At 42.8% G+C, this 22,079-nt stretch carries 15 protein-coding genes; 9 read left to right on the forward strand and 6 right to left on the reverse strand.

All coding sequences use genetic code 11. The features are described from left to right. Positions 1 to 53: 53 nt before the first annotated feature. The 4 genes from KYK27_RS08475 to KYK27_RS08490 all read right to left on the reverse strand — a co-directional run bounded on the left by KYK27_RS08475 (position 54) and on the right by KYK27_RS08490 (position 9,977). Complete coding sequence (locus KYK27_RS08475) at positions 54 to 4,148, reverse strand: chemotaxis protein CheB (protein WP_199109603.1); 4,095 nt, start codon at positions 4,146 to 4,148, stop codon at positions 54 to 56. Between the two features lie 67 nt (positions 4,149 to 4,215). After that, positions 4,216 to 5,769, reverse strand: coding sequence for a GAF domain-containing protein (locus KYK27_RS08480; RefSeq protein WP_199109604.1), 1,554 nt, complete (start codon positions 5,767 to 5,769; stop codon positions 4,216 to 4,218). Positions 5,770 to 6,674: 905 nt separating this feature from the next. Next, positions 6,675 to 7,307: a response regulator transcription factor gene (locus KYK27_RS08485; protein ID WP_199109605.1), complete on the reverse strand. Its 633-nt coding sequence runs from the start codon at positions 7,305 to 7,307 to the stop codon at positions 6,675 to 6,677. A 30-nt stretch (positions 7,308 to 7,337) separates the two neighbouring features. After that, positions 7,338 to 9,977, reverse strand: coding sequence for a PAS domain-containing protein (locus KYK27_RS08490; RefSeq protein ID WP_199109606.1), 2,640 nt, complete (start codon positions 9,975 to 9,977; stop codon positions 7,338 to 7,340). A 452-nt stretch (positions 9,978 to 10,429) separates the two neighbouring features. Between KYK27_RS08490 and KYK27_RS08495 the strand changes: the two genes are divergently transcribed. The 4 genes from KYK27_RS08495 to KYK27_RS08510 all read left to right on the forward strand — a co-directional run bounded on the left by KYK27_RS08495 (position 10,430) and on the right by KYK27_RS08510 (position 12,274). Then, on the forward strand, positions 10,430 to 10,630 hold the full coding sequence (locus KYK27_RS08495; protein WP_199109607.1) for a hypothetical protein: 201 nt from the start codon (positions 10,430 to 10,432) through the stop codon (positions 10,628 to 10,630). 24 nt (positions 10,631 to 10,654) lie between these two features. Beyond that, on the forward strand, positions 10,655 to 11,392 hold the full coding sequence (locus KYK27_RS08500) for a PRC-barrel domain-containing protein (RefSeq protein ID WP_199109608.1): 738 nt from the start codon (positions 10,655 to 10,657) through the stop codon (positions 11,390 to 11,392). A gap of 77 nt (positions 11,393 to 11,469) precedes the next feature. Beyond that, entirely contained in the window at positions 11,470 to 11,691 is a 222-nt protein-coding gene (locus KYK27_RS08505; RefSeq protein ID WP_199109609.1) for a hypothetical protein, read from the forward strand. Between the two features lie 160 nt (positions 11,692 to 11,851). Further along, entirely contained in the window at positions 11,852 to 12,274 is a 423-nt protein-coding gene (locus tag KYK27_RS08510; protein ID WP_199109610.1) for a hypothetical protein, read from the forward strand. Between the two features lie 194 nt (positions 12,275 to 12,468). On the opposite strand, the gene KYK27_RS08515 is transcribed toward KYK27_RS08510, so the two are convergent. After that, positions 12,469 to 12,645, reverse strand: a complete 177-nt coding sequence (locus KYK27_RS08515; RefSeq protein ID WP_199109611.1) for a hypothetical protein — start codon at positions 12,643 to 12,645, stop codon at positions 12,469 to 12,471. A gap of 126 nt (positions 12,646 to 12,771) precedes the next feature. Next, positions 12,772 to 14,958, reverse strand: coding sequence for a glycoside hydrolase family 97 protein (locus KYK27_RS08520; RefSeq protein WP_370583622.1), 2,187 nt, complete (start codon positions 14,956 to 14,958; stop codon positions 12,772 to 12,774). 476 nt (positions 14,959 to 15,434) lie between these two features. Here KYK27_RS08520 and KYK27_RS08525 point away from each other — a divergent pair, with 476 nt between their 5' ends. The 5 genes from KYK27_RS08525 to KYK27_RS08545 all read left to right on the forward strand — a co-directional run bounded on the left by KYK27_RS08525 (position 15,435) and on the right by KYK27_RS08545 (position 22,046). Then, positions 15,435 to 16,220 (forward strand): polysaccharide biosynthesis/export family protein, encoded by a 786-nt coding sequence (locus KYK27_RS08525; RefSeq protein WP_199109612.1) that lies wholly within the window; start codon positions 15,435 to 15,437, stop codon positions 16,218 to 16,220. Between the two features lie 15 nt (positions 16,221 to 16,235). After that, positions 16,236 to 18,563: a GumC family protein gene (locus tag KYK27_RS08530; protein ID WP_199109613.1), complete on the forward strand. Its 2,328-nt coding sequence runs from the start codon at positions 16,236 to 16,238 to the stop codon at positions 18,561 to 18,563. Between the two features lie 211 nt (positions 18,564 to 18,774). Then, entirely contained in the window at positions 18,775 to 19,293 is a 519-nt protein-coding gene (locus KYK27_RS08535; protein WP_199109614.1) for a UpxY family transcription antiterminator, read from the forward strand. A gap of 6 nt (positions 19,294 to 19,299) precedes the next feature. Further along, positions 19,300 to 20,601 carry a hypothetical protein gene (locus tag KYK27_RS08540; protein ID WP_199109615.1) on the forward strand — a complete coding sequence of 434 codons (1,302 nt, stop codon included), beginning with the start codon at positions 19,300 to 19,302 and terminating at the stop codon, positions 20,599 to 20,601. Beyond that, on the forward strand, positions 20,601 to 22,046 hold the full coding sequence (locus tag KYK27_RS08545) for a lipopolysaccharide biosynthesis protein (RefSeq protein WP_199109616.1): 1,446 nt from the start codon (positions 20,601 to 20,603) through the stop codon (positions 22,044 to 22,046). Before KYK27_RS08540 ends, KYK27_RS08545 begins: the two co-directional genes overlap by 1 nt. Positions 22,047 to 22,079 lie beyond the last annotated feature (33 nt).

A 22,079-nucleotide genomic window follows, 5' to 3' on the forward strand; every position in this document is an offset into this window, starting at 1 on the left:
ATGGCTACCAAATGCGCTTACATTTTAAGTAGCTGGTTTAAAACTATAGTTTATTATGCTTTAAAATAAAGTTTAAATGTGGTTCCCTCGCCTTCCCTGCTTGTCACATCTATAGAGCCATTCGCATTGTCTATCAATCGCTTCACAATATACAAACCCATACCCGTACCGTCAACATGTGAGTGGAAACGTTTGAAAAGAATGAACAACTTTGCTATGTTTTCTTTACTGATCCCCAGGCCATTATCCTTTACACTCAGCATTACATAGCCATCGGCACGTTCTGTTTTTAAAACGATTTTGGGCGGCCTGTTCCTGGCTTTGTATTTAATGGCGTTACTAATAAGGTTATAAAGTACACTATGCAGGTTCTTCTTTGAGAAGTATATTTGCGGAGCGTCATCAAAATCAAATTCGATTTCGGCGTGCTCACTGTCAATAAACTCCCGCATATTTTCCTCTACATCTTTAAAAACCTCCTGCACATTTACCACTTCCACCTCACCGTCAATGTTACGCTGAACTTTGGCAATGTCAGTCAGGTCTTTTATCACATTTTTAAACCTGTTTATAGCGCCTTTCATCATATCGAAAACCGGCTGTGTAGGTTCACCCGGCAAAGGCCCGGCGGATTCTATCTGGTCTTCGAGCAGCAGCATTAAGCCCTCTATGTTCCCTATCGGCGATTTCAGGTCATGCGATGCGGTGTATACAAACGTATCCAGGTCTTCAATAACGCGCAACAGGTGTTCGTTGGTCTGCTGGAGTTCCTCCTGCGTATTCTTCAGGTTGGTCAGGTCAATAAAAGAGCCAAGCACACGGTACGGCATCTGGTACTCGTTGTGCATAATGTAAGCCCTGTTAGACACATACGCGTAAGAGCCATCGTACTTCTGTAGCCTGTACTCCCCTGACCACTGATCTTTACCATTATTTATAGCTTTGTTAATTCCATTGATAACTTCATCGCGTTCATCAGGATGCACCAGCTTTAACCAGCCTTCCATGCCCTGCCCCATTTCTTCGTTTTCGTAACCAAGCAATGTTTTCAGGTTATCGCTCCACCATATCTCGTTATTAACCAGGTCCCAGTCCCAAACCACATCGTTCGTAGCCATCGAAACCATCCGGAAACGCTCTTCGCTGGAAGCCAGGGCACGCGTACGCTCCCTTACTCTTACCTCCAGTTCGTTATTCAGTTTAATAAGATTTTCCTCTGCAATTTTCAGCTCTTCATAAGCCATCAGCACCTTATCTTCGCTAGTTTTCTTTTCGGTAATGTTGGCCATTGTCACGGTTAAGCCATCACCCATTTTTACCGCTCCAATCTCAAACCAGGCTTTCTCTCCTTTCACTTCCAGTTGCTGTTCCATGTGTATGGCCTGGTCAGACTCCATAACTTTAATGAACTTACGGAACAGGCCACTTTTCTTCAGGAACGGCATCGCCTGCAGCACGCTGGTGTTCAGGAGCTCAGCCTGCGACTGGCCTATCATGCTCTCTGTTTTGCTGTTCAGCATGGTCCAGGCAAAGTCTGTAATTTCCTGGTCCTCATTCCGTACAGCCCGGAAAGCCATAATGCTGTTAAGCGAACTGTTTAGTACACCCTGCACTACATTGCTAAGTGTTTTAGAGGTGGTGACATCCACAAAACTTACCACCACGCCATCTTTGTTACCATCGTGTTTCAGGTAAGGCAAAATACGCATCAGGTAAAATTTACCATCGGTGGTTTCTACTTCCTGTTCAATCTCAGCCGATGTATTATTTACCTTTTTAATATCCTCAATTAAGCGGTTGTACTTAAGGTTATGCGATAAATGATGAATCGGCCTGCCCAGGTCACTTTCTATGATATTTATCAGGCCATCTATAGAAGGCGTAAACTTTCGGATAACCAGGAAATGGTCTACAAAAAGCTGCCCCACATTGGAGCTGCGTATGTAGTTGTCCAGATCCTCGTTAAGCTCCAACAGTTCTTTTATTTTAAGCTGATGCTCAGAGTTTACCGTGTGAAGTTCTTCGTTCAGGGACTGCATTTCTTCGTTAGAGCTTTGTAGTTCCTCATTCGACGACATGAGCTCTTCGTTGGTGCTCTGCAGTTCTTCGTTGGCAGTGCTCAGGTCCTGTACCGTTAACTGAAGGCTCTCGCGGGCATCTTTCAGTTCAGTTTCAAGAGAAGTAAGCTGCTGGTAGTAATCAGTATCGGAAACAAAAGAAAGGTCCGTTACTTTCGGTAAAGGAGCCACTTCGCCCATTTCCTGTAACAGAATCAAGATAACTTTGGGCTGGTTTTTCTCCATAACTATAGGCCGGATAGAAACATGCACCATCTGTTCCTTTTTACCCAGCTTTACAGCTATCTGGCGTGCTATTACTTTGCGGTCCTGCTTTATTGCCTTCCGGATACCAACGCTCAGGGTAACAGCTAGTTCTTCGGGTACCATTTTCAGCAGATTAAAGTGTAGGCGCTTATCCGGGAACTTCAGAAAACGGTTGATGTCACCGATGCCATGCAGCAACTGGTAATTTTCATCTACATACAGGCCTGTTACTTTAAAGTCTTCGGCAACAGCATCCATAAAGCCATTATTATACTGCACCATAGGCGAGTTTTTGGTTCTGGCCATATGGTCCTGGTAGCCGGATTGGTTACTATAGTCTGAAATACCGTAGGTCTGTTTTATTCCTTTACTCTCCTTTATCTTTTTGAAAACCTTCCACTTGCGGTTCTCTTCTGAGAAGAAGGGTTTCATTTCGCCAATATGCTCGCTAGGCCCCAAAAGCAGGTAACCGCCCAGGTTAAGCGCATACGGGAAAAGCGACAATACTTTATTCTGCAGGCTGGAGTTCAGGTAAATGAGCATGTTCCGGCACGTGATCAGGTCGATCTTGCTGTAAGGAGGATCCTTCTGAAGATCGTGCTGTGCAAAAACAACCAGTTTCCGGATATCATCGTGTATGCAATAGCGGTTTGCTTTGCGTACAAAGAACTTCTCGAGCCGTGCTGCCGAAAACTGTTTGGCAATAGAAAGCGGATAACTTCCCTTAGATGCCTCATTTATGGCCTGCTGATCGATGTCAGTGGCAAAGAGCTTTATGTTCGGCACCTGCCCTAATTTATCATACGCCTCCCTGAAAAGGATGGCAAGCGAATACACCTCTTCGCCAGTACTGCAGGCTGCTACCCATACTTTTACGGCTTCGTTTATCCCTTTTCCGGCAAGGATGGAAGGAATAACTTCCTGCTCCAGTATGTCGAAGGCTTCAGGGTCGCGGAAGAAGCTGGTAACATTAATAAAGAATTCCTGGCAAAGCTTTTTGATCTCGGACGGATTATCGTGCAGAAAATTGAGGTACGATTTCATGTCTTTCACCTTCAGGTGATCCATGCGTTTGCGAATCCGGCGATTTATAGTTGCCTCTTTATAGTTAGTAAAGTCTGTTTGGGTATGGGCGCAGATAAGATCGAGTATTTCCTTAAATATTTCCTCGTCCTCGCCCTTTAAATCCTGTTCTATTAAATTCGTCACCAGCGGTATTTTACGGGTGTATTCCATTATTTCCTCAGGCATGCTTTCAGGAGGCAACACATAATCAACAAATCCGGCATCTATGGCACTGCGTGGCATACCGTCGAATTTGGCGGTGGCCGGGTCCTGTACTACTACCATCCCACCAGCTTTTTTAATTGCTTTTGCTCCTTTGGTACCATCTGTTCCGGTCCCCGAAAGTACAATACCGATAGCCAGCTTACCTCTTGCCTTGGCAATTGATTCGAAGAAAAGATCGATCGCAAAGTTTGGTTCGCGGTTGCGGGTCTTTTCTTCCAGGCGAAGCCGGCCGTGTTCTATAGTTAGCTGTTTACCGCTTGGCAACACATAAATGCAGTTTGGCCGTGTAAACATGTCATCTTCTGCCTCCTGTACCTGCATGCTGGTGTGCTTGCTCAATAGCTCAGCCATCAGGCTTTTATGGTCCGGCGAAAGGTGTTGTATGATTACAAAGGAAAAACTGGAGTTATTCGGAAAATGGTCAAACAATTTATGAATAGCTTCTAACCCACCTGCAGAGGCGCCTATACCTACCAGGTAATGATCCGTAGGTTTAGTGTCTTTGTTGGTAGTAGATGTGTTAGCTGATGTCATACAATAAGTTTATCTGATTGCTTTCCTGCGGGGCGGCGTAATAATAGCAGCGCTTTTTAATCTATAGTTAATATCTTTCTTTCAGCAGCTTTTCGAGTAACGCGTTGCGTAGTGTCTCGGCTGCGATAAGTTCTTCCTGCTGCCATGGTGCAGATGAATTCTTAACTGTTTCCTTATAGATCTGGAAAGAGTTTCGGGGGTGGTAGCTTTTTCCGTCAGGTTCCATCTGTATGGCATTGTTCGGATCTCCGCCCCAGTTAACAGTCTGTATGAGTTCAGACCTGAAACCAAGCACAAATTCTCCCTGCTCGGCATTAATGGGAATTGTAATAAGGCCACTGGCTACATTTTTATAGTCTTTACTATGCGGGTAGTCTGCCGGCAGCGAGTTGGTTATATACATTCCACCGGTTTTTGAGCGGCGCAGCCACGAGAGCAGCTCTTTTATTTCCTGTGCATCAGGCGTAATTCCTTTAGTCCAGGTATTACCTTCGTACGATACCGCAGCACCCGAAAGCGACAGCAGGTCCAGTATAGTTGTTTCGCCTTCCAGTAATCCTTCCGCAAAATTTGAAGAAGTGTATAGTTGCTCCATCAGCTTTACGTGCAAGCTCCGCAGCTCTACACGCAATTCCATGTGTTCTTCTTTCTGCTTTGCCTCCAGTTGCACCGAAAGTATACCTGTAAGCAACTCCATCGCAGCACGTAATTCGTAACTCGGGTATTTTGCCGTTTTATGATGGCAGGAAATAAGCCCCCATAGTTTATCCTCGATGATGATCGGGAGCGACATGGATGCTGTGATCTTCATGTTTGCCAGGTACTCTAAATGCACGTTGGCAACGCTGCGCAGGTTAGTTTCTGATAGATCGGTAAAACGTTGCGTAACCGGGTTAATTACCGGTATAAGTCGGACGGGCGTATAGTTGCGGTTTGGTATCAGGCGATACGGGTTACGGAAGTACAGGTCACGGGCCTGTTTGGGCACATCCGAAGCCGGAAAGCGAAGCCCCATGTAATCATCCATATCAGCTTCTTTCGCCTGGCCTATAACTATACCATTCCATTGCGTGTCGAACTGGTAGACCAGTACTTTATCAAAGCCGGTGAACTTCTTGAATTCTTCAGAAAAACGCTGTGCAAGTTCCTGTACTGTAACCGATTGTTTAAGCAGTGTGGTTACGTATTTTATATGGCGGTAAAGGCTTGCAAAATGCTCTGTTTCTATTGCAGTATTTTCTTCCAGCTCAACCAGTATATAATCATCCTGCGGCAGCACGACGGCATCAAACGTCTTTTGTATGCCCTGCGCTAAAAATGGTAAGGTAAACGGGATCTTGTCCTGGCTGGCCTGGCCTGCTATTTTAGCTACTATTTCTTCGTGCTTCTCCTGCGGAACGTAAGCTGAGAGTGGTTGCCCCAGTAATTCTTCTGCAGGAACGGACAGTAAATCTCCGGCATTCTCACTTATCTGTAAGATCCGGAAGTCAGTTTTATCCAGCACCAGCAACACGCCATGTGGCTGCACCAGGTTTACCAGATGTAGCGGTATACTTCCGCACATCTCGGAATCATAACTCTTATTTATTGTAATATTGATAGGTGCAGCTTTTTTGTCCATCGTTTTCTATAAAGGGTACTCCGCCCGGCTGCGCAAATAGGAAACACATCTACCACCCACTTCAAACTATAATCAAAGCAGTTAATAAAAATGTTTACAGTTTTACTCATACACAACAGCAAAGCAGGTTTACCCCGACCTAAAGATATTAATAAAACGAAAAAATTCAGTGGTTTTCTACCCAATTAGTAGCGTCAATTCTCGAACCAAATCTGAGAAATTGCACCTCTGTTGCCAATAAATCCTGCAACTGTTCGCCGATTTTGTCGCCAAAACTGCCCGGTTTAGCTATATGAATAAAATTCTGAAGGCCAATGCGTTTCATTTTTTGTACCCATATACGGGAAAACCAATCAATAGTATCAAACCAGACTGATTGTATTTGGCTGCAATCGTTTATCAGCGTGATGCAAGGGTTGATTTTGCATACCTGTTCCACCCAACTCATAACCGGCTCAACCTGTGTTTTGGTAGAATAACCATGCCATTCGGCAACTATAGCCTTTGGAGTAGATAGATAGGAAACCCTGCAATATATTTTGCCAAATTCGTTCCTGAACTCTTGCGCTGGTGAAGGTGCTTTGCCGGTAGGTTTTATTGGATTTTGAGGTATAGTCAGGGCGCTGAAGATTAAATTTCATAACAGGAATATGCTGCTATGTTACCGCGCTACCAGACGTTATACTACCTGCACATAATGTTTACAAAGAAGAAGCCGGAGACTGCCCGGTTAAAAAAGCTTCTGATAGCTGCTAAATACAAAGGTAACCCCACGCAGTGTAAGAAACAGGAAGGATAACATTAAAGCTGTGTCAGGAATAAATTTAAACTTGTGTCGTATTTTTCACGACACAAGTTTAATATGAGACTATAGCTTCGTTGCGAACCTAAAGTGGATAACCGAACTATGCCAGTTCGTTTTCGAGGCAATAACGGATCAGGTCTGTGTTGGATGTGAATTTCATTTTCTCGAAAATACGGTTACGATAGGTGTTAACGGTGCTTAGGGTAATGCTCAGATTCTCAGCTATACTTTTAAGCGATTCGCCTTCTGCTATTTTACACAGTATCTGGAATTCCCGGTCAGATAATACTTCATGCGCAACCTCAGGCTTGCCGTTATTTACAACCGTTTCAGCCAGCAGTTCTGCCAGCGAGGCCGAAATATACTTGCTCCCGCTCCATATTTTCTGGATGGCTACTACCAACTCTTCACCTGCACTTTCTTTCGAAAGATAACCGGATGCACCTGCTTTCAGGGATCGTAAAGCAAAGGTTTTTTCGGGGTACATGCTTAGGATCAGTACCGGTATATTCGGGTAAAGACGCTTCATGTCCAACAGTACATCGAGCCCGCTCTTAACAGGCATATTAATATCCAGCACAACAAAGTTTGCCTGGCTCTTTTTCAGTTTATTAAGTACTTCGGCCCCATTCTGAGCTTCGGCAACTACGGTAATATTTGGTTCGTCTTTCAGAACCTTCTTCAGTCCTTCCCTGATCAGCACGTAGTCATCTGCGATCAACAATTTAATCATTCTTTCTCTCTGATAATCTTATTTTTACATTTAAATAGTGGCAAGTGCAGTAAACGGTACTTCAAGTATTATTCTGGTTCCTTTATCGGGCATTGAATCAAACGTGAGGCTGGCGCCAATACGGTCGGCTCTTTCCTGCATGCCAAGAAGCCCAAACGTTCTAATTTCTGTTAGGTTGTCGGCTTGCATGCCTTTTCCGTTATCTGTTACCTCAAACCGGAAAAAATTATCAGCTTTATCTATTGTTATAGTTGCTGCAGATGCCTCCGAATGCCGTGCAATATTGGTTAGCGACTCCTGAATGATCCGGAAAACTTCGATGGATGCCTCCTGCTCTAACGGAATATATTTCAGTGTGGTGGTCAGCTCCATAGTAATAGCGGTGCGTTTCTGAAACTCCTGCGCCTGCGATTCTATCTCTGATAGTAAGCCGAAATTATCGAGCACAGTCGGGCGCAGGGTAGCCACGATCTCCCGGACAGATGTTATCGAACTGTTTATAGTTTTCATCATAGACTGCAGCTCGGCATGAAAAAGGCCTTTTTCAATCTGCCCCGCGGCCAGCATTTTCATAATAAGGGTCAGGTCAATTTTTAAGGCCGTAAAAGCCTGACCAAGTTCGTCGTGCAGTTCGCGGGCAATATACTTGCGCTCGTCTTCACGCATTACCTGTAAGTGCTTTGTTAGGGCCTGTAGTTTTTTGTGCGACTCGGACAGCGATTCTTCCGCTTTCTTATTTTCCCTGATCTGCTTTTGTAATTGCCTATTGGCCTTTTGCAGCTCTGAGGTACGCTTTTCTACCCGCAACTCCAGTTCAAAATTGTACTTGCCTAACGTATCGTTCGCTAGCTTTAGCTCCTGGTTTGTGGCAGCCAGCATTTCGGCCATGGCTTTGGCTTTGTACTCACTCTCTTCCAGGGCCTGCCGCACATATACCTGTTCTGTAATATCGGTTACCAACGTATAAAATCCACGCACTACCCCATCCCGGATGTCTGGCACATAACAGGTATGAATGTATTTCACGAAGTCTTCGCGATACGGCATGCGCGATTCAAATACGACTGATTCTCCGGCAAGCCCCTGATCAATATATCCTTTTACATTTTGATAAGGGACCTCACCAATTACATCCCTGATCTTTCTGCCGATAAGGTCTTCTGACTTGATCAAAAACCACTTCTCGTAAGCCTTATTAGCAAAGCGATATCTTTCTTCTCTATCCAGGTAACCAATAAGCACCGGGAGCGAATTCGTAACAAGTCGCAGCTGTTTTACACTAGCTTCTTCGGCCTTACGGGCTCTTACCTGCTTGGTAACTTCCAGGGCAAATACCACTACCCCATTTACCTGTTCCTGATCGTTGTAACGCGCTTGCTGTATATACCGGAAATACCTGTTTTCCATTGCCCCATTTTCGGGCCGGACAAACGGGATCAGCATTTCCTTTTCTTCATGTGTGATGCCGGTTTCATAGACCTCACGGAAGGTTCTGTAAACCTTATTATCTTTGATTTCCGGGAGGGCCTCTAAAATAGGTTTGCCTAATAACTCACGCTCCGGGAAAAGCGCTGCATATTCAGGATTAACCAGTTCATACACCAGGTCCGGGCCATCCAGAATACAGATGGCAGCCGGGGCCTGCATAAATAAACTGTTTAACCGCAGGCTTTGCCGTTCGGCCTCTCCCTGTGCCACCCGAAGTTCCTGCGTTCGCTGCTCTATCCGGTCTTCCAGTTTACGGCTGAGTTCCTGCAAAGCCATGGCATTCTTTTCTGCCTGCTGGCGTGATTTCACAAACTCGGTTACATCCAGTGAAAAGATCAACACACCGCTAACCTCTCCCTGCGCATCAAACAGGACCTGATATATAAAATTCCAGTACAAGTCTTCTGCAGGCTGACCCTGGTAACGCGATAGTGGTGCCAGCAGCTCTTTACCTTCGAATGTTTCCGCGGTATTGTATACATGCTGGATAATGTCGTAAACAGGTTGTCCTTTCAGTTCGGGCATAGCTTCAAACAGAGGCAAGCCCAGCATCTCCCGGCCCGGAAAAAGTTGCTGATAGGTTTTATTTACCACCTTAAAAACAAGTCCGGGACCTTCCAGTAAGGCAAAAGCTGCCGGCGCCTGCTCAAACAAACGCTCCAGCCTAAGCCGTTGCTGTTCGGCTTGTGCTAAAGCGATCCGTTCACGTTCCTGGCTTTCCTTTAGCTCCCGTTTGGCACAAATTTCTTCGGTGATGTTTATTGTTTTGTGGAGAATGCAGGCCACCTCCCCTTCTTCATTCAGTATAGGTATTGTGTTTGTGTTCCAGTAGCGTTCGATAAAACTCCCCGTGTTTTCAGGGTCTACAATGTCATATCGTTGGGCCTCTAGTTTATAGGGTTCGCCTTCTGTAAATACTTGCTGAAATACTTCTTTCAGGGTAGCTGTTGACGATGCATCCGGTGCACCCGGGTTGTCAGGGAATATATGAAAAACATACTGCCCTACTATGTTTTCGCGTATTGTAAGAGTTTCTTTCAGTAAAGAATCTGTAACCCCCAGTATGCGCAGGTCATGCGAAACTATAAGCCCTGCTTCAGACTGGGCTTCAAATATTTTCAATAAAGGCAGATTTTGGATGCCACTCATTTCCTGCAAAGTAGAAGTTGCACTGTGAGACATAGTTGTGTCTTTATAGTTAAACAAATCACTACTGAACACAGTCATCAAAACAGTTGAAGTGCTCGCTACTACCAGCGCTGAACGCTGCGGCTAAAAGAAAACGGATGCACGCCGAAGCAATGCGGTAAGAGGAGAGCCTTTCCGGCTCAGGAAAAAATATACTTTAACCGATATGATTTCGGCAAAAGTCTTTACCGAACAGCAAAAAGGTAAAACTAATTCATTTCAGCTTGTTTGCTACCAATGAATGCCATGTTTACAGGCAGCGCACTTCAATTTGGAAACACAAGAAACAGGCTTCTTTTTATAGTTGCAGACCGGTGTATGTTAGTATAAACAATATATACCAGCATCAACATAAACCTCATTATCAGCGTACTAAATTAACTATTGCATTTGCCGCTAATCTGTAGCAAACACAAAAATAACTATGAGAAACAACTCTTGAAAAAATGGTAGAAATAAACGTAGAAAGAAAAAAGAAACCGGTATGGCCCTGGATACTCCTGCTGCTTATAGTAGGACTTATTATATGGGCGATTGTTGAAATGACAAACGACAACAACGAGACTGTTATTGATGAAAACTCCGGCACAGGTATGGTTATTCCGGCACATCAACTACAGCCATACAACTATAAGAAAATTGCATAAAAGCACCTGTAACAAACTATAGCTATGAATGATAACGAACTAAGAAATGACAGACTGATAGCACTCAGTGCTATGAAAGACTATAAAGTGGCAAAAGATAACCCTGATGTACTGGGCTGGAGAGTAGTAGGCGCTGACGGCGAAAGCTTAGGCATTGTTCGCGACCTGATCGTGGATCCGAAGGTGATGAAGGCCCATTACCTGTCTGTGGTAGCAGACCGCAAATTTTTTAAAACCGATAGCGACCAGCACTTATTAGTACCGATAGGTGCAGCGGCCCTCGATAAAAAAGGAAGAAAGGTTTTCTTGTCGGCCATAGATTCCAATTCTATTGGCAGGTACCCGGTGTACCAGGGCGGCCCAATTACAGAAGATTACGAATATGCTGTACGGGACACCTACCAGCGGTCTCAGCGCGATGTGCTGCATGATGACCCGAACAGGTATAAGGAAGAATTTGATGAAGCGCTTAACCGAAGCGAGGAGCCCACTCAGGAAATTCGCGAAGATTTTTACAATACGGATACATACAACGAAGATCGGTTTTACACATCAGACCAGGAAGTGTACCGCGACAGGACCTACCCTACTTATGTAACTGATCAGACAAGCACAACTATAGATACGCCACAGGAGGTCAGGAACCCGCAATCTGTAGAAGACTCGATTGCAACTATAGAACGACTGGAAATGCTCCGGGAAAGAGGTGCCCTGACATCAGAAGAATTTATTACTTTGAAAAAACGTGCCCTGGACCTGTAAGCCGGAAACTATAAACGTATTGCTCCGCCTGCAAACTATAGACTGGCCGGATCTATACTATAAAAGCTGCCATACTGATGAGGGATACACTGATTAAATTGTTCGGCACTCTCCTTCTGTGTCTGTTTGTTTTAGCTGCTTTCAGGGCTCCCGTGGATTCACATTCTAAACAAACACACAGCCTGGAGGGTGCCTGGCATTTAACTGGCAACAATAAACCGAATGGCATTTCAACTATAAAGCTGGTGCAGGATGGTTACTTTACAGTGGCTGTATACGATGAGCATAATACAAACTAGAAAAGTAGATTTAACTACAGTAAATTTACTTATCTATCGCTGATAAAAAGAACGGCAATTTGAACTCTAAAGAGGTTTTAAAAAATAATGGAACTGGCAAGTACAGATTAATTGGGGAAAAGCTATATTTCAAAAAATCACTTAAAACCTGCCTTTTACCATGAAATCTTCTAAAAACCTTTTCCTTGCTTCGCTACTATTGGTTGTGAGCACTTTTGCCTGTAGTAAAGACGATGATGCTTCTGCCAGCAATGCTAAATCCTCTAAGGAAATCCTGATGGCATCTGAATGGAAAAAATCAGAATATAAAGAGAATGGTGTGATTACCCCATTTTATGGCAGCTGCGAAATGGATGACATACTTACTTTTGCAGCAAACGGCAACTACACTATAAACGATGGTGCCAATGTTTGTGAAAATAAAGGCGCTAGTACTGATTTTTACGTTATAGATCCTGATAACAAAACTATGCGTTGGGGCTTGTATGGTGCCGGCGAAATTTCATTTAACAGCACAAATACTTCTTTCACTTTTAAAAGAACAGGTGCCTACACGTTTGAGTACATCTTTGTAAAGAAATAAAACGCTTAAACAGTGATACTCCAGCAAAACTTATCTTCTTGAAGGTAAGAGCATAACCTTAGAAACCCGAATATAAGCTATTATTACATAGCTTATTAAGCTATAAAAGCCATGCAGCATATAAAACTGCATGGCTTTTATAGTTTAAGGGATTCAGCTAAAGAGACTTTATTCTATAATAGTTTCAAAAACTGTTATTCTTCCGGTTGCTTTATAGCATCATAAAACACAGGACTAAAATAACGCAGATTTTCGACTACACAGGCCATGCTATAAAACTTTTCGGGTTTCACTTCTGAGCTGTTAGCTAGTGCTTCTAAGATCGTATCAAGGGCTTGCGTATAGTTTGTTTCAAATTCTTCAGAGGTCATGGGTACGTGGCTAAAAGTTTGTATATCAAAAGATACAAACTATAAACTATAATAATTCGATTTCATGCAAAAAAAAGCGCGGAACAGTTTCCTGTCCCGCGCTTTTCTATTCGTACAAACTATAGTTTATAGTTTCTTCAGGCCTTTTGTATCCTGCTTGCTGCCTTCTTTTACGCTAACAGCTACACCACCGCCTGGGGCAATTGGCTGCTTCAGCACACTTTTAGAGTTTACAAGCACCTTGCGGATCGTGTATTTCTGTGGATTTTTATTCCAGCTGGCATCTTTTGCATCGGCATAGATAGTAGCGATATAGTTTTTACCTTTTGGCAGGTAATCAAAACGTACTGTAGCTGTACGGGCATTTTCATCTGTAATACCACCTACATACCATTCGTTTTTGCCTTTTGCTTTACGGGCTATCGTTACATAATCACCCGGCTCAGCTTCCTGCACCCAGGTATTGTCCCAGTCAACAGCTACATCTTTAATAAACTGGAACGCATCCGGGAAGCGCTCATAGTTCTCTGGCAGGTCGGCAGCCATTTGCAGCGGGCTGTACATAGTTACGTAGTAAGCCAGTTGCTTTACCAGTGTCGTGTTCACACGCTGGTTGTTATCTTTGTTGTAGTAAGACAGATCTGTCTGGAAAATACCTGGTGTATAGTCCATCGGGCCTCCCATCAGTCGAGTAAACGGAAGTATAGTAGCGTGCTCCGGTGCAAGACCGCCCATGGCTTCAAACTCAGTTCCTCTGGCAGATTCCTGCGCAAACCAGTTCGGGTACGTACGGTGCAAACCAGTCGGGCGAACCGCTTCGTGGCTGTTCACTCTGATCTTATAGTCGGCCGCTTTTTCTGCTACACGGATGTAATGGTTTATCATCCACTGGCTGTCGTGGTGTTCCCCGCGTGGTATAATCTTGCCCACATAACCTGTCTTAACAGAGTTATAGCCATTGTCTTTCATGAACTGGAAGGCATCATCCAGGCGGCGCTCATAGTTAGTCGCTGAAGCCGAAGTTTCGTGATGCATCATAATCTTTACACCTTTAGAAGCTGCGTAAGCGTTCAGTTCCTTCACATTGAAATCAGGATAAGGCGTCACAAAATCGAATACTTCTTCTTTCCAGTTACCGAACCAGTCTTCCCAGCCAATGTTCCAGCCTTCTACAAGTACTGCATCAAAACCATGCTTGGCAGCAAAGTCGATGTGCTTCTTCACGTTCTCGTTGGTAGCACCATGGCGGCCATTTGGCGTAAGTTTGGTAAAGTCGTCTGTCAGTTTTACGTTAGTTTCTTTACCATAAGCCCAGGTGCTTTTGCCAGCCACAAAGTACTCCCACCAAACGCCAATGTATTTCACAGGCTTTATCCATGAAACATCCTTGTATTTAGTAGGCTCGTTCAGGTTAAGTATAAGCTTAGACTCTAAAATATCGCCGGCATTATCGCTTACAACTATAGTTCTCCAGGGAGTGTTAAACTCTGTCTGCACATACCCTTTGTTGCCCATCGGGTCCGGGGTAAGGTGCGAGCTGAACTTGAAGGTTTTCGGATCCACGTTCAGGTTCATGGCCGGGTAGTTGATTAGCGCTGCTTCGTGTATGTTGATATAAATGCCATCAGAAGATTTCATCATAGATGGTGTTTGCACAGCCGTAGTTGTTATTGGCCACTGCGCGTGCACATCTATCGTTGCCTTTTTCATCAGGCCCGGAATTTCAGAGATCTTAGAGGTGGTGTAGGCATACTCGTTGGTATCGTAGTCGCCCGGTATCCACCAGATCTTGTGGTCGCCGGCCAGGTTAAACTCTGTATTCTCTTCTTTAATAACAAAGTAGTTTAGCTCTGGCTGCTGCGGAAACTCGTAACGGAAACCAAGCCCATCATTAAACAAACGGAAACGGATAAGAATATGGCGGTCTTTCTGATCTTTCTGGGCCAGGGTTACCAGCAGCTCGTTATAGTTGTTGCGGATAGTTTTCTGCTCTCCCAGTATTGGCTCCCAGGTATTGTTTACGCTATTCTGCTCTGTTTTAGAAACTGTGAACCCATTCATCAGCGACGGGGCATCTTTCAGTTCCAGGCCAAGTTTACTTTCTTTAATGACCGGTTTCTTTTTGTAGGTTAACTGGTAGGTTGGTACGCCATTCGCTGCCAGTTCAAACTTCATGGTAAAGTTCTTGTCAGGCGAGGTGATGACCTGCGCATTTACCAAAAAAGAAACAGTTGAAAGGAACAGGACAAGGGTTAAGCGCCGAATCATGCGACTGACAGCACCAACTGTTCCAGTTGTGTAAGGTAAAGTCATAGTATACTTAAGGTTCATTGGTTTTCAGGTTTTCTGAAACAATAATTTACAATTGGTAAGAAGATAATCTCAAAAAGGCAAATTACATTAAAAGTTCGTTTTTACCTTCTAAAAAAGGGGATTATCAAAATTACATTTCCTGTATTCACGCTTGTTGGGATTAAATAGTCAAATCTCGGACTTAATAAGTTGCTTATAAACACCAGAGGTAATACACGTATAAATTTGAGTGACTGCTCAAACTATAAATTACATTTTCAGACCTCTAGCATGATGCCTGAACTAGCTATAGTTTATAAGTGGTTCGGGAAGGGAAAACAATACTAGAAATAATAGAATATCATCTCAGATTATTCAAACCTGCCAGAATACATTTTCGTATTGTAACAAAGCACTATTTTATTAAACTTTACTAACCCTGCGTAGGTATAGTTATCATAGAACTAGTACTTATCTCCCTTAAGCGGGCTTCTGATATGAGATTACATTTATACTTTTATATATTCTTTTTCGGCTGTCTTTTATTTCAAACTTCCTGCGCCAGCAGGCAGAATGCAACATATTTCAACAACACCACCAAATCAGAATATACCCAACAAGAACAGAATCTTGAGCCAATTATTCAGAAGAACGATCTCCTGAGTATATCTGTGTACAGTCTGAACCCTGAAGCAACAGAAATATTTAATGAATCAAACGCCAATATAGGAAGGTCGTCAACTGCAACAAGCAACATTTCTCAGTCTGTTGGCTACCTGGTAGATCAGGAAGGGAATATACAGTTCCCGCTTTTGGGGCGGGTAAAGGCAGCCGGATTGAGCAAAAAGGAACTGAGAGATCATATCAGAACGGAACTGCTTAGAAGAAAGCTTTTAATAGAGCCAAGTGTAGATATCCGCTATTTGAACTATAAAGTTTCTGTACTAGGCGAAGTTGCGCGCCCTTCTGTATTGACAATCCCGAATGAAAAAATAACGCTGCTTGAGGCATTAGGCCTTGCAGGGGACTTAACGATCTATGCTAACCGCGAAAATTTATTGCTTATAAGAGAAGAGGAAGGGAAAAAAAAGCTGACACGGATAAACTTAACAACAGATGAGCTTTTCACTTCCCCTAATTACTACTTAAAGTCCAATGATATCATTTATGTGGAGCCAAATAAAACCAAGATACAAAGTGTAAGTCCGGCCAGACAGTGGCTGCCGGTTGTATTTAGCGGATTATCTATTGTTGTGATTGCTATTGATAGGTTGACGAGATAATTATTTACAAAGCGTATGAGTAAAACAGTGCCAAATGCTGCCGGAGACAACATCCTTCCTGCGTTAGTTAACAAGTATTTTCCTTATTGGCCATTGTTCGTGCTTTTAGTAGCCGTTGCCCTAACAGGTGCATGGGCTTACCTAAAATATTATGCCACGCCAACATATGAGGTCACCGCATCACTTATGATGAAGGATGAGAAAAAAGGTGTTAGCGATTCCAGGATGACAGAATCCATCGACGCTTTTATGTCAAATAAGATCGTTGAAAATGAAATAAACGTAATACATTCTAATTCCCTGATGAAAAAGGTGGTAGATAAGCTTGATCTTACTACGCCTGTTTATGAGGAAGGACAGTTCAAAGTTGTGTCTGCCTATACTTCCTCCCCTATTCGAATAACCCTGAGAAATCCTGATAAAACGACCGAGCAGGAAAAGATCTACTTCTCATTTAATAAAAATAACAATACCGTAAAGATTGGGAATACAGCTTATCCTCTTAACAGGTGGGTTAATACACCTTACGGAACTATGCAGTTCACGAAGAATAAAAACATGACCCATGATGCTGAAGACCCTTTATATTTCTCCATTATAAGTCCCGGCAGGGCATCCGACCAGTTACTACAGAAGATCACAATTGAGCCATCCGGAAAGCTTTCAACTATAGTTTACCTGTCGCTCAATGATGCTGTTCCCAAAAGAGGTGAAGATATTCTTAATGCTTTGATAGACGCTTACAGCAATTTAGCCATTTCTGAAAGGAACAAGCTGGCTATCCAGACTCTTGGTTTTGTGGAAGACAGGATAAAGCTGATAGAGAAAGAATTGGAAGAACTTGAAAGCAAGGTGGTAAAATTCAAATCTACTCGTGGGGCGGTAGACCTGAGTGAACAGGGAAGAATGTATTTACAGAATGTGGGTGATAACGATCGTAAGATAGCTGAAATAAATACGCAGCTTGCTGTGCTGGATAATGTAGAACAATATGTGATTTCTAAGAACAATGCTGCCGGTATAGTGCCCTCCACGCTGGGAGTAGATGACCCTGTACTGTCACAATTGCTACAAAAACTTTACGATTCTGAGATTCAATATAAAAGGCTGGCAAAGACCACAGCAGAGAACAACCCTGTTCTTATTTCTTTAAACAATGAAATAGAAAACGTTCGCCCAGGCATACTTGAGAATATCAGACACCAACGTGTAAACCTGCAGGCAAGCTTAAACAACCTGACCTCCACAAACAGCATGTACAATGCAGAGCTCCAAACTATACCACAGAAAGAGAAGGAGTTGCTCGATATCAGCAGGCAGCAAGCTATAAAGAATGAAGCCTATAGTTTCTTACTCCAGAAAAGAGAGGAAACGGTGCTATCATATGCCCCAAGCGAAGGCGATTTCAGGATTGTGGACCTGGCAAAATCTTCTATAAACCCTACCAGCCCGCAACCAATGTATGTGTACCTGACAGCTATTCTGCTTGCATGCGGTTTAAGCGTGGGTTTTGTTATGGGAAAAGAAATGCTTAACAGTAAAATATTGTTTAGAGCTGATATAGAAGAGTATACAAACGCGCCGATTGTGGCAGAACTTGCCTATACAAAAGGCAAACCTGAAAGGCAGTTCACTGCTCCTACTGAAGTTTCGGTCATTGAGCAATTCAGGCAGCTCAGAGCCACGATGGGATTGTATGGCCGCACTTTTTCGAAGAAGAAGATAATGGTAACATCAAACATCCCTGGAGAAGGAAAAAGTTACGTGAGCAATAACCTGGCTTATAGCCTGGCCTCTTCGGGCAAGAAAGTAGCGCTACTTGATTTCGACCTGAGGAATCCAAATACATCTCAACTATTCGACAGATACAAGGAACCCGGCATTACAGATTACTTACAAGGCAAGATCACGCCTGATGAGGTTTTGGTAAAATCAGAATACAGTAATTTGAGTATTGCATCGGCAGGGACAGATATCGGCGACCAGACCGAACTTTTGTTGAATGGGAAACTGGAAGTACTATTTATGTACCTGGAAAAAGAGTTCGACTATGTTATTATAGATACGCCACCCCTTGAGCTGGTAACTGATGCATTGTTAATCTCAGAGTACTGTGATATCACATTACTGGTAATTAGGCACGCTTTTACACCCAAAAAGCTAATACAGCGCCAGGCACAGAATAACAAACTAAAATCCCTTTACAACCTGGCTATTGTCTTTAATGGTGTAAAACCAAGAGGATTCGGCAAAGGTCAGTACGGTTACGGCTATGGCTATGGCTATGAGAACAAGTATAGTGACAAAACATACAGAACCAGGAATATAGCAGCCAAATCCTAAAATTGAAGCAAATAAGTTAGTCTATCAACTCTGCTCATTTCGTCTGTTTTTTTCAGGTCATTTGGGCAAAGCTTAAAACTTGAAAAAAAGCAGCTGTATTTTCATGATCAGCTATATTAATACCAGTACACCTTTATACCCGGTAACGCAATGTGGCTGAGGAGGGCGAAGCCGTAAAAGATCAATACAAAATAGCTTAAGATACGGTGGTATGACTCAAAACTGGTATGCGGTTTATACTAAACCCAGATGGGAAAAGAAAGTAGCTGAAACGCTTCAAAGAATGCATATAGAGAACTATTGTCCGCTGAATAAGGTCCTCAGGCAATGGAGCGACAGGAAAAAGACGGTACATGAACCTCTGTTCAAATCGTATGTTTTTGTGCACATAACCGATAGGCAACTCTCTGACATCAGGAAAGTAGATGGCATACTTAACTTTGTAAACTGGTTAGGCAGGCCGGCTGTTATTAAAGATCAGGAAATAGAAACGATTAAACACTTTCTGCGAGACCATCAGAATGTACGTCTTGAAAAAGGGCATTTCAGCAAACATGATGAAGTAAGGATTATCTCCGGATCATTAACAGATAAGACAGGTACAGTAATAGAGATTAAAAACCATTCGGTTGTAGTAGCACTCCCCTCTCTTGGCTATATTTTGCTTGCTGAAATTGAAGAATCTGATCTGGAGAAGGCTATATCTCCGGCAGTTAAGTCACATTCTTAAAAAGAAATGGAGAAACTAACGGCAGATATAGGGCTACTTGAGCAACCAGAACTAACCGTAAAAACGGCGGGATTGCTCGCTTTAATCGAAAAGCTTCACCTTGCAGGTATAAAGTATTTTCTGCTAACAGACTTCGAAAGCGATTTCAACTCAAGGGATGTGGATTTGTTTGTAGACCCGGATTATAAAGAACAGTTTGAGCAACTGCTGCTATTAACAGGTTGGTACAAAAGGAAGGAGCCGGCATACCATACAGACCATCATTTCTATTATTCACCGCACTCAGCACTATATCTTGATGTCAAATATGCTTTGTCATTTGTAAGAACAAATAACACATGCTATACCTATTCCTTTTTAGATGAGGCAGTGAATAAAGCTACCCTAAATAGCAAAGGATTGTACCGGCCAACAGGTATAGTCGCAATCACCTTATATGCTGCCCATTTAGCCTTTAAAGAGAGAGGGAAACTAGAGGAAAAACATAGACACTACTTAACTCAGTACATGCAGCTCTATCAATCTGAAACAGAGCAGTCAGATCAGGATATGCTGAACAACATAGCAAACTGGCATACTTCTCATTTTCCGGAAAACACAAATAAGTTACAGCAGATTATTCTCCCTAATTTCAGGTTACAGCAGAAGAAAATGGTTAGGCCTAAAAGCTACCTGAAATCTGGCTATGGGCTTAAGGTGCTGTTTCTTGGTACCGATGGAGCTGGAAAGTCTACCCTATTGAATGCTGTCGGAGAAAAAATACACTTCAAAACCAGCAAGTTATACCTGGGCATGGGTGAGAACGGCTGGACATCAAAGTATACAAAGCTCCTGTACAACTTTAAGAGCAAGATAAAATGGCTGAACAGGATCTTGAGCATGACTAAGTCACTCATTCTGTTACCGTTAGAGTTTTTGTTCAGAATTATACCTGTTAAACTCCGATCTAAATATTCGGTGGTGCTGATAGATAGGTTTCCGGGCTCCTTCTTACTTGAAGACGGAACTATAAGGTCGAAGCTTTACAAAGCAATACTCCCAAAGCCGGATCTAGTATTCTTTTTATATGCAGACCCGGAAATACTTGTAAAAAGGAAACCATCAGAAATCACTTTGGAAAGAAGCAAAGCAGATATCCAAAAGTTCAGGAAGGTGGCCGAAAAGGTCTCTGGTGGGCAATACATTAGTATAGACACGTCTGAACTGTCAATTACAGAGGCGACAGATCTGATACTAAACAAGATTTACAGGCACCCGAAAGTATATAAGAATTTGCTCACAGATACTTTAACATCAATCAGTTCCTGATGCCAGCAGCCAGTGTAAAATCCAGGGTTTTATCCGGACTAAAATGGAATGCTATCAGCACGATTGCTATTCGGGGAACAGATTTCGGGGTAAAGCTGATCTTAGCCAGAATCCTGTTACCCGAGGCATATGGCATTGTGGGCATGGCCATGATCATTATAAGCTTCCTGGAAGTAGTTTCTGACATGGGCTTATTTAATGCTTTAGTCCAGAAAAAAGAAGATGAGTTTTCAGAGCTGCGTTATTCCAGCGCTTTCTGGTTCTTACTTGTTCTAGCATCCATATTCGCGCTTTGCTTCTATGGTTTTATCTCGCAACTAGGTGCATCTTTCTACAACGAGCCGCTTTTGGTTCCGGTATTGAATGCCTTAAGCTTTTATCTCTTTTTCAATATACTATCAATTGTTCCAAGAGTACTTCTTACCCGGCAGTTAAACTTTAAAAGCTTGGTACAGATAACGTTCATTGGAACTGCATTAAGCTCAGTAGTTGCTATTGCCTTAGCTATTGCCGGTTATGGTGTCTGGAGTATAGTAGTAAAATACCTGGTTAGCTCCTCCACTATCTTTTTGTCTTATTGGATAAAAGTCAACTGGAGGCCACAGTTTAAATTTAACTGGCAGACGCTTAGACAATTAGCAGGTTACAGCACCTACACCCAAATCAATAATATACTCTTTTTTGTACGTAACAACATTGATTACCTTGTTATTGGCAAGCTTGTGGGGGCGCATGTTTTAGGTGTTTATACTTTAGCTTTTACTTTAAGCGAAGTTTTACGCACCCAGCTTTATTCTATTCTGAATAAAGTGCTTTTCCCGGTCTATAGTAAAATACAGGACGACACAGAGCAAATAAAGAAATATTACCTGAAAATAATGCGGTTTACCGCGATGCTCACTTTCCCTGTTTCTATAATATTTATAGGGCTTTCAGAAAACATAATACTAGCATTTTTTGGCGCAAAATGGCTTGAAGCAGCCGATCCACTTCGTATTCTGGCAGTAGCCTCTATGATTTTTGCCATTTCCGGCACTCCTGCAGAAGTACTTAAAGGTATTGGCAAGCCTTCCGTCAGTTTTTACCTGAACATGATCAACACGTTCGTGATAGCATTGCCCTTGATCTATTTAGGGCAAAAATATTTCGGACTTAATGGGGTAGCTTATGCGGTTTGTATCCATTACACAACCTCCAGGCTTGCTTTTCACTATTACATGAAAAAGTACATCCATATCACAGATGAGGAAGTATTTCTGGCGCTAAGAAAGCCTGTTATGGCTGCAATAACAATGCTGCTGGTGATAGAGGCTGGAAAGTTAACAAGCATGGAAAATAACCTTGTGCTTATAGTTGCAGGCTCACTGGGAAGCCTGGTCTATATTTTATTTTTTAAAGATGATATAAAATATGGTATAAAACTGCTTAGCAAAAAGCAGAATTAATACCCTAGCATTTATTTAACCTCTAACTCCTTT

It is taken from the genome of Pontibacter populi (genome assembly GCF_019336435.1).
GTDB classification, from domain to species: Bacteria; Bacteroidota; Bacteroidia; order Cytophagales; family Hymenobacteraceae; genus Pontibacter; species Pontibacter humidus.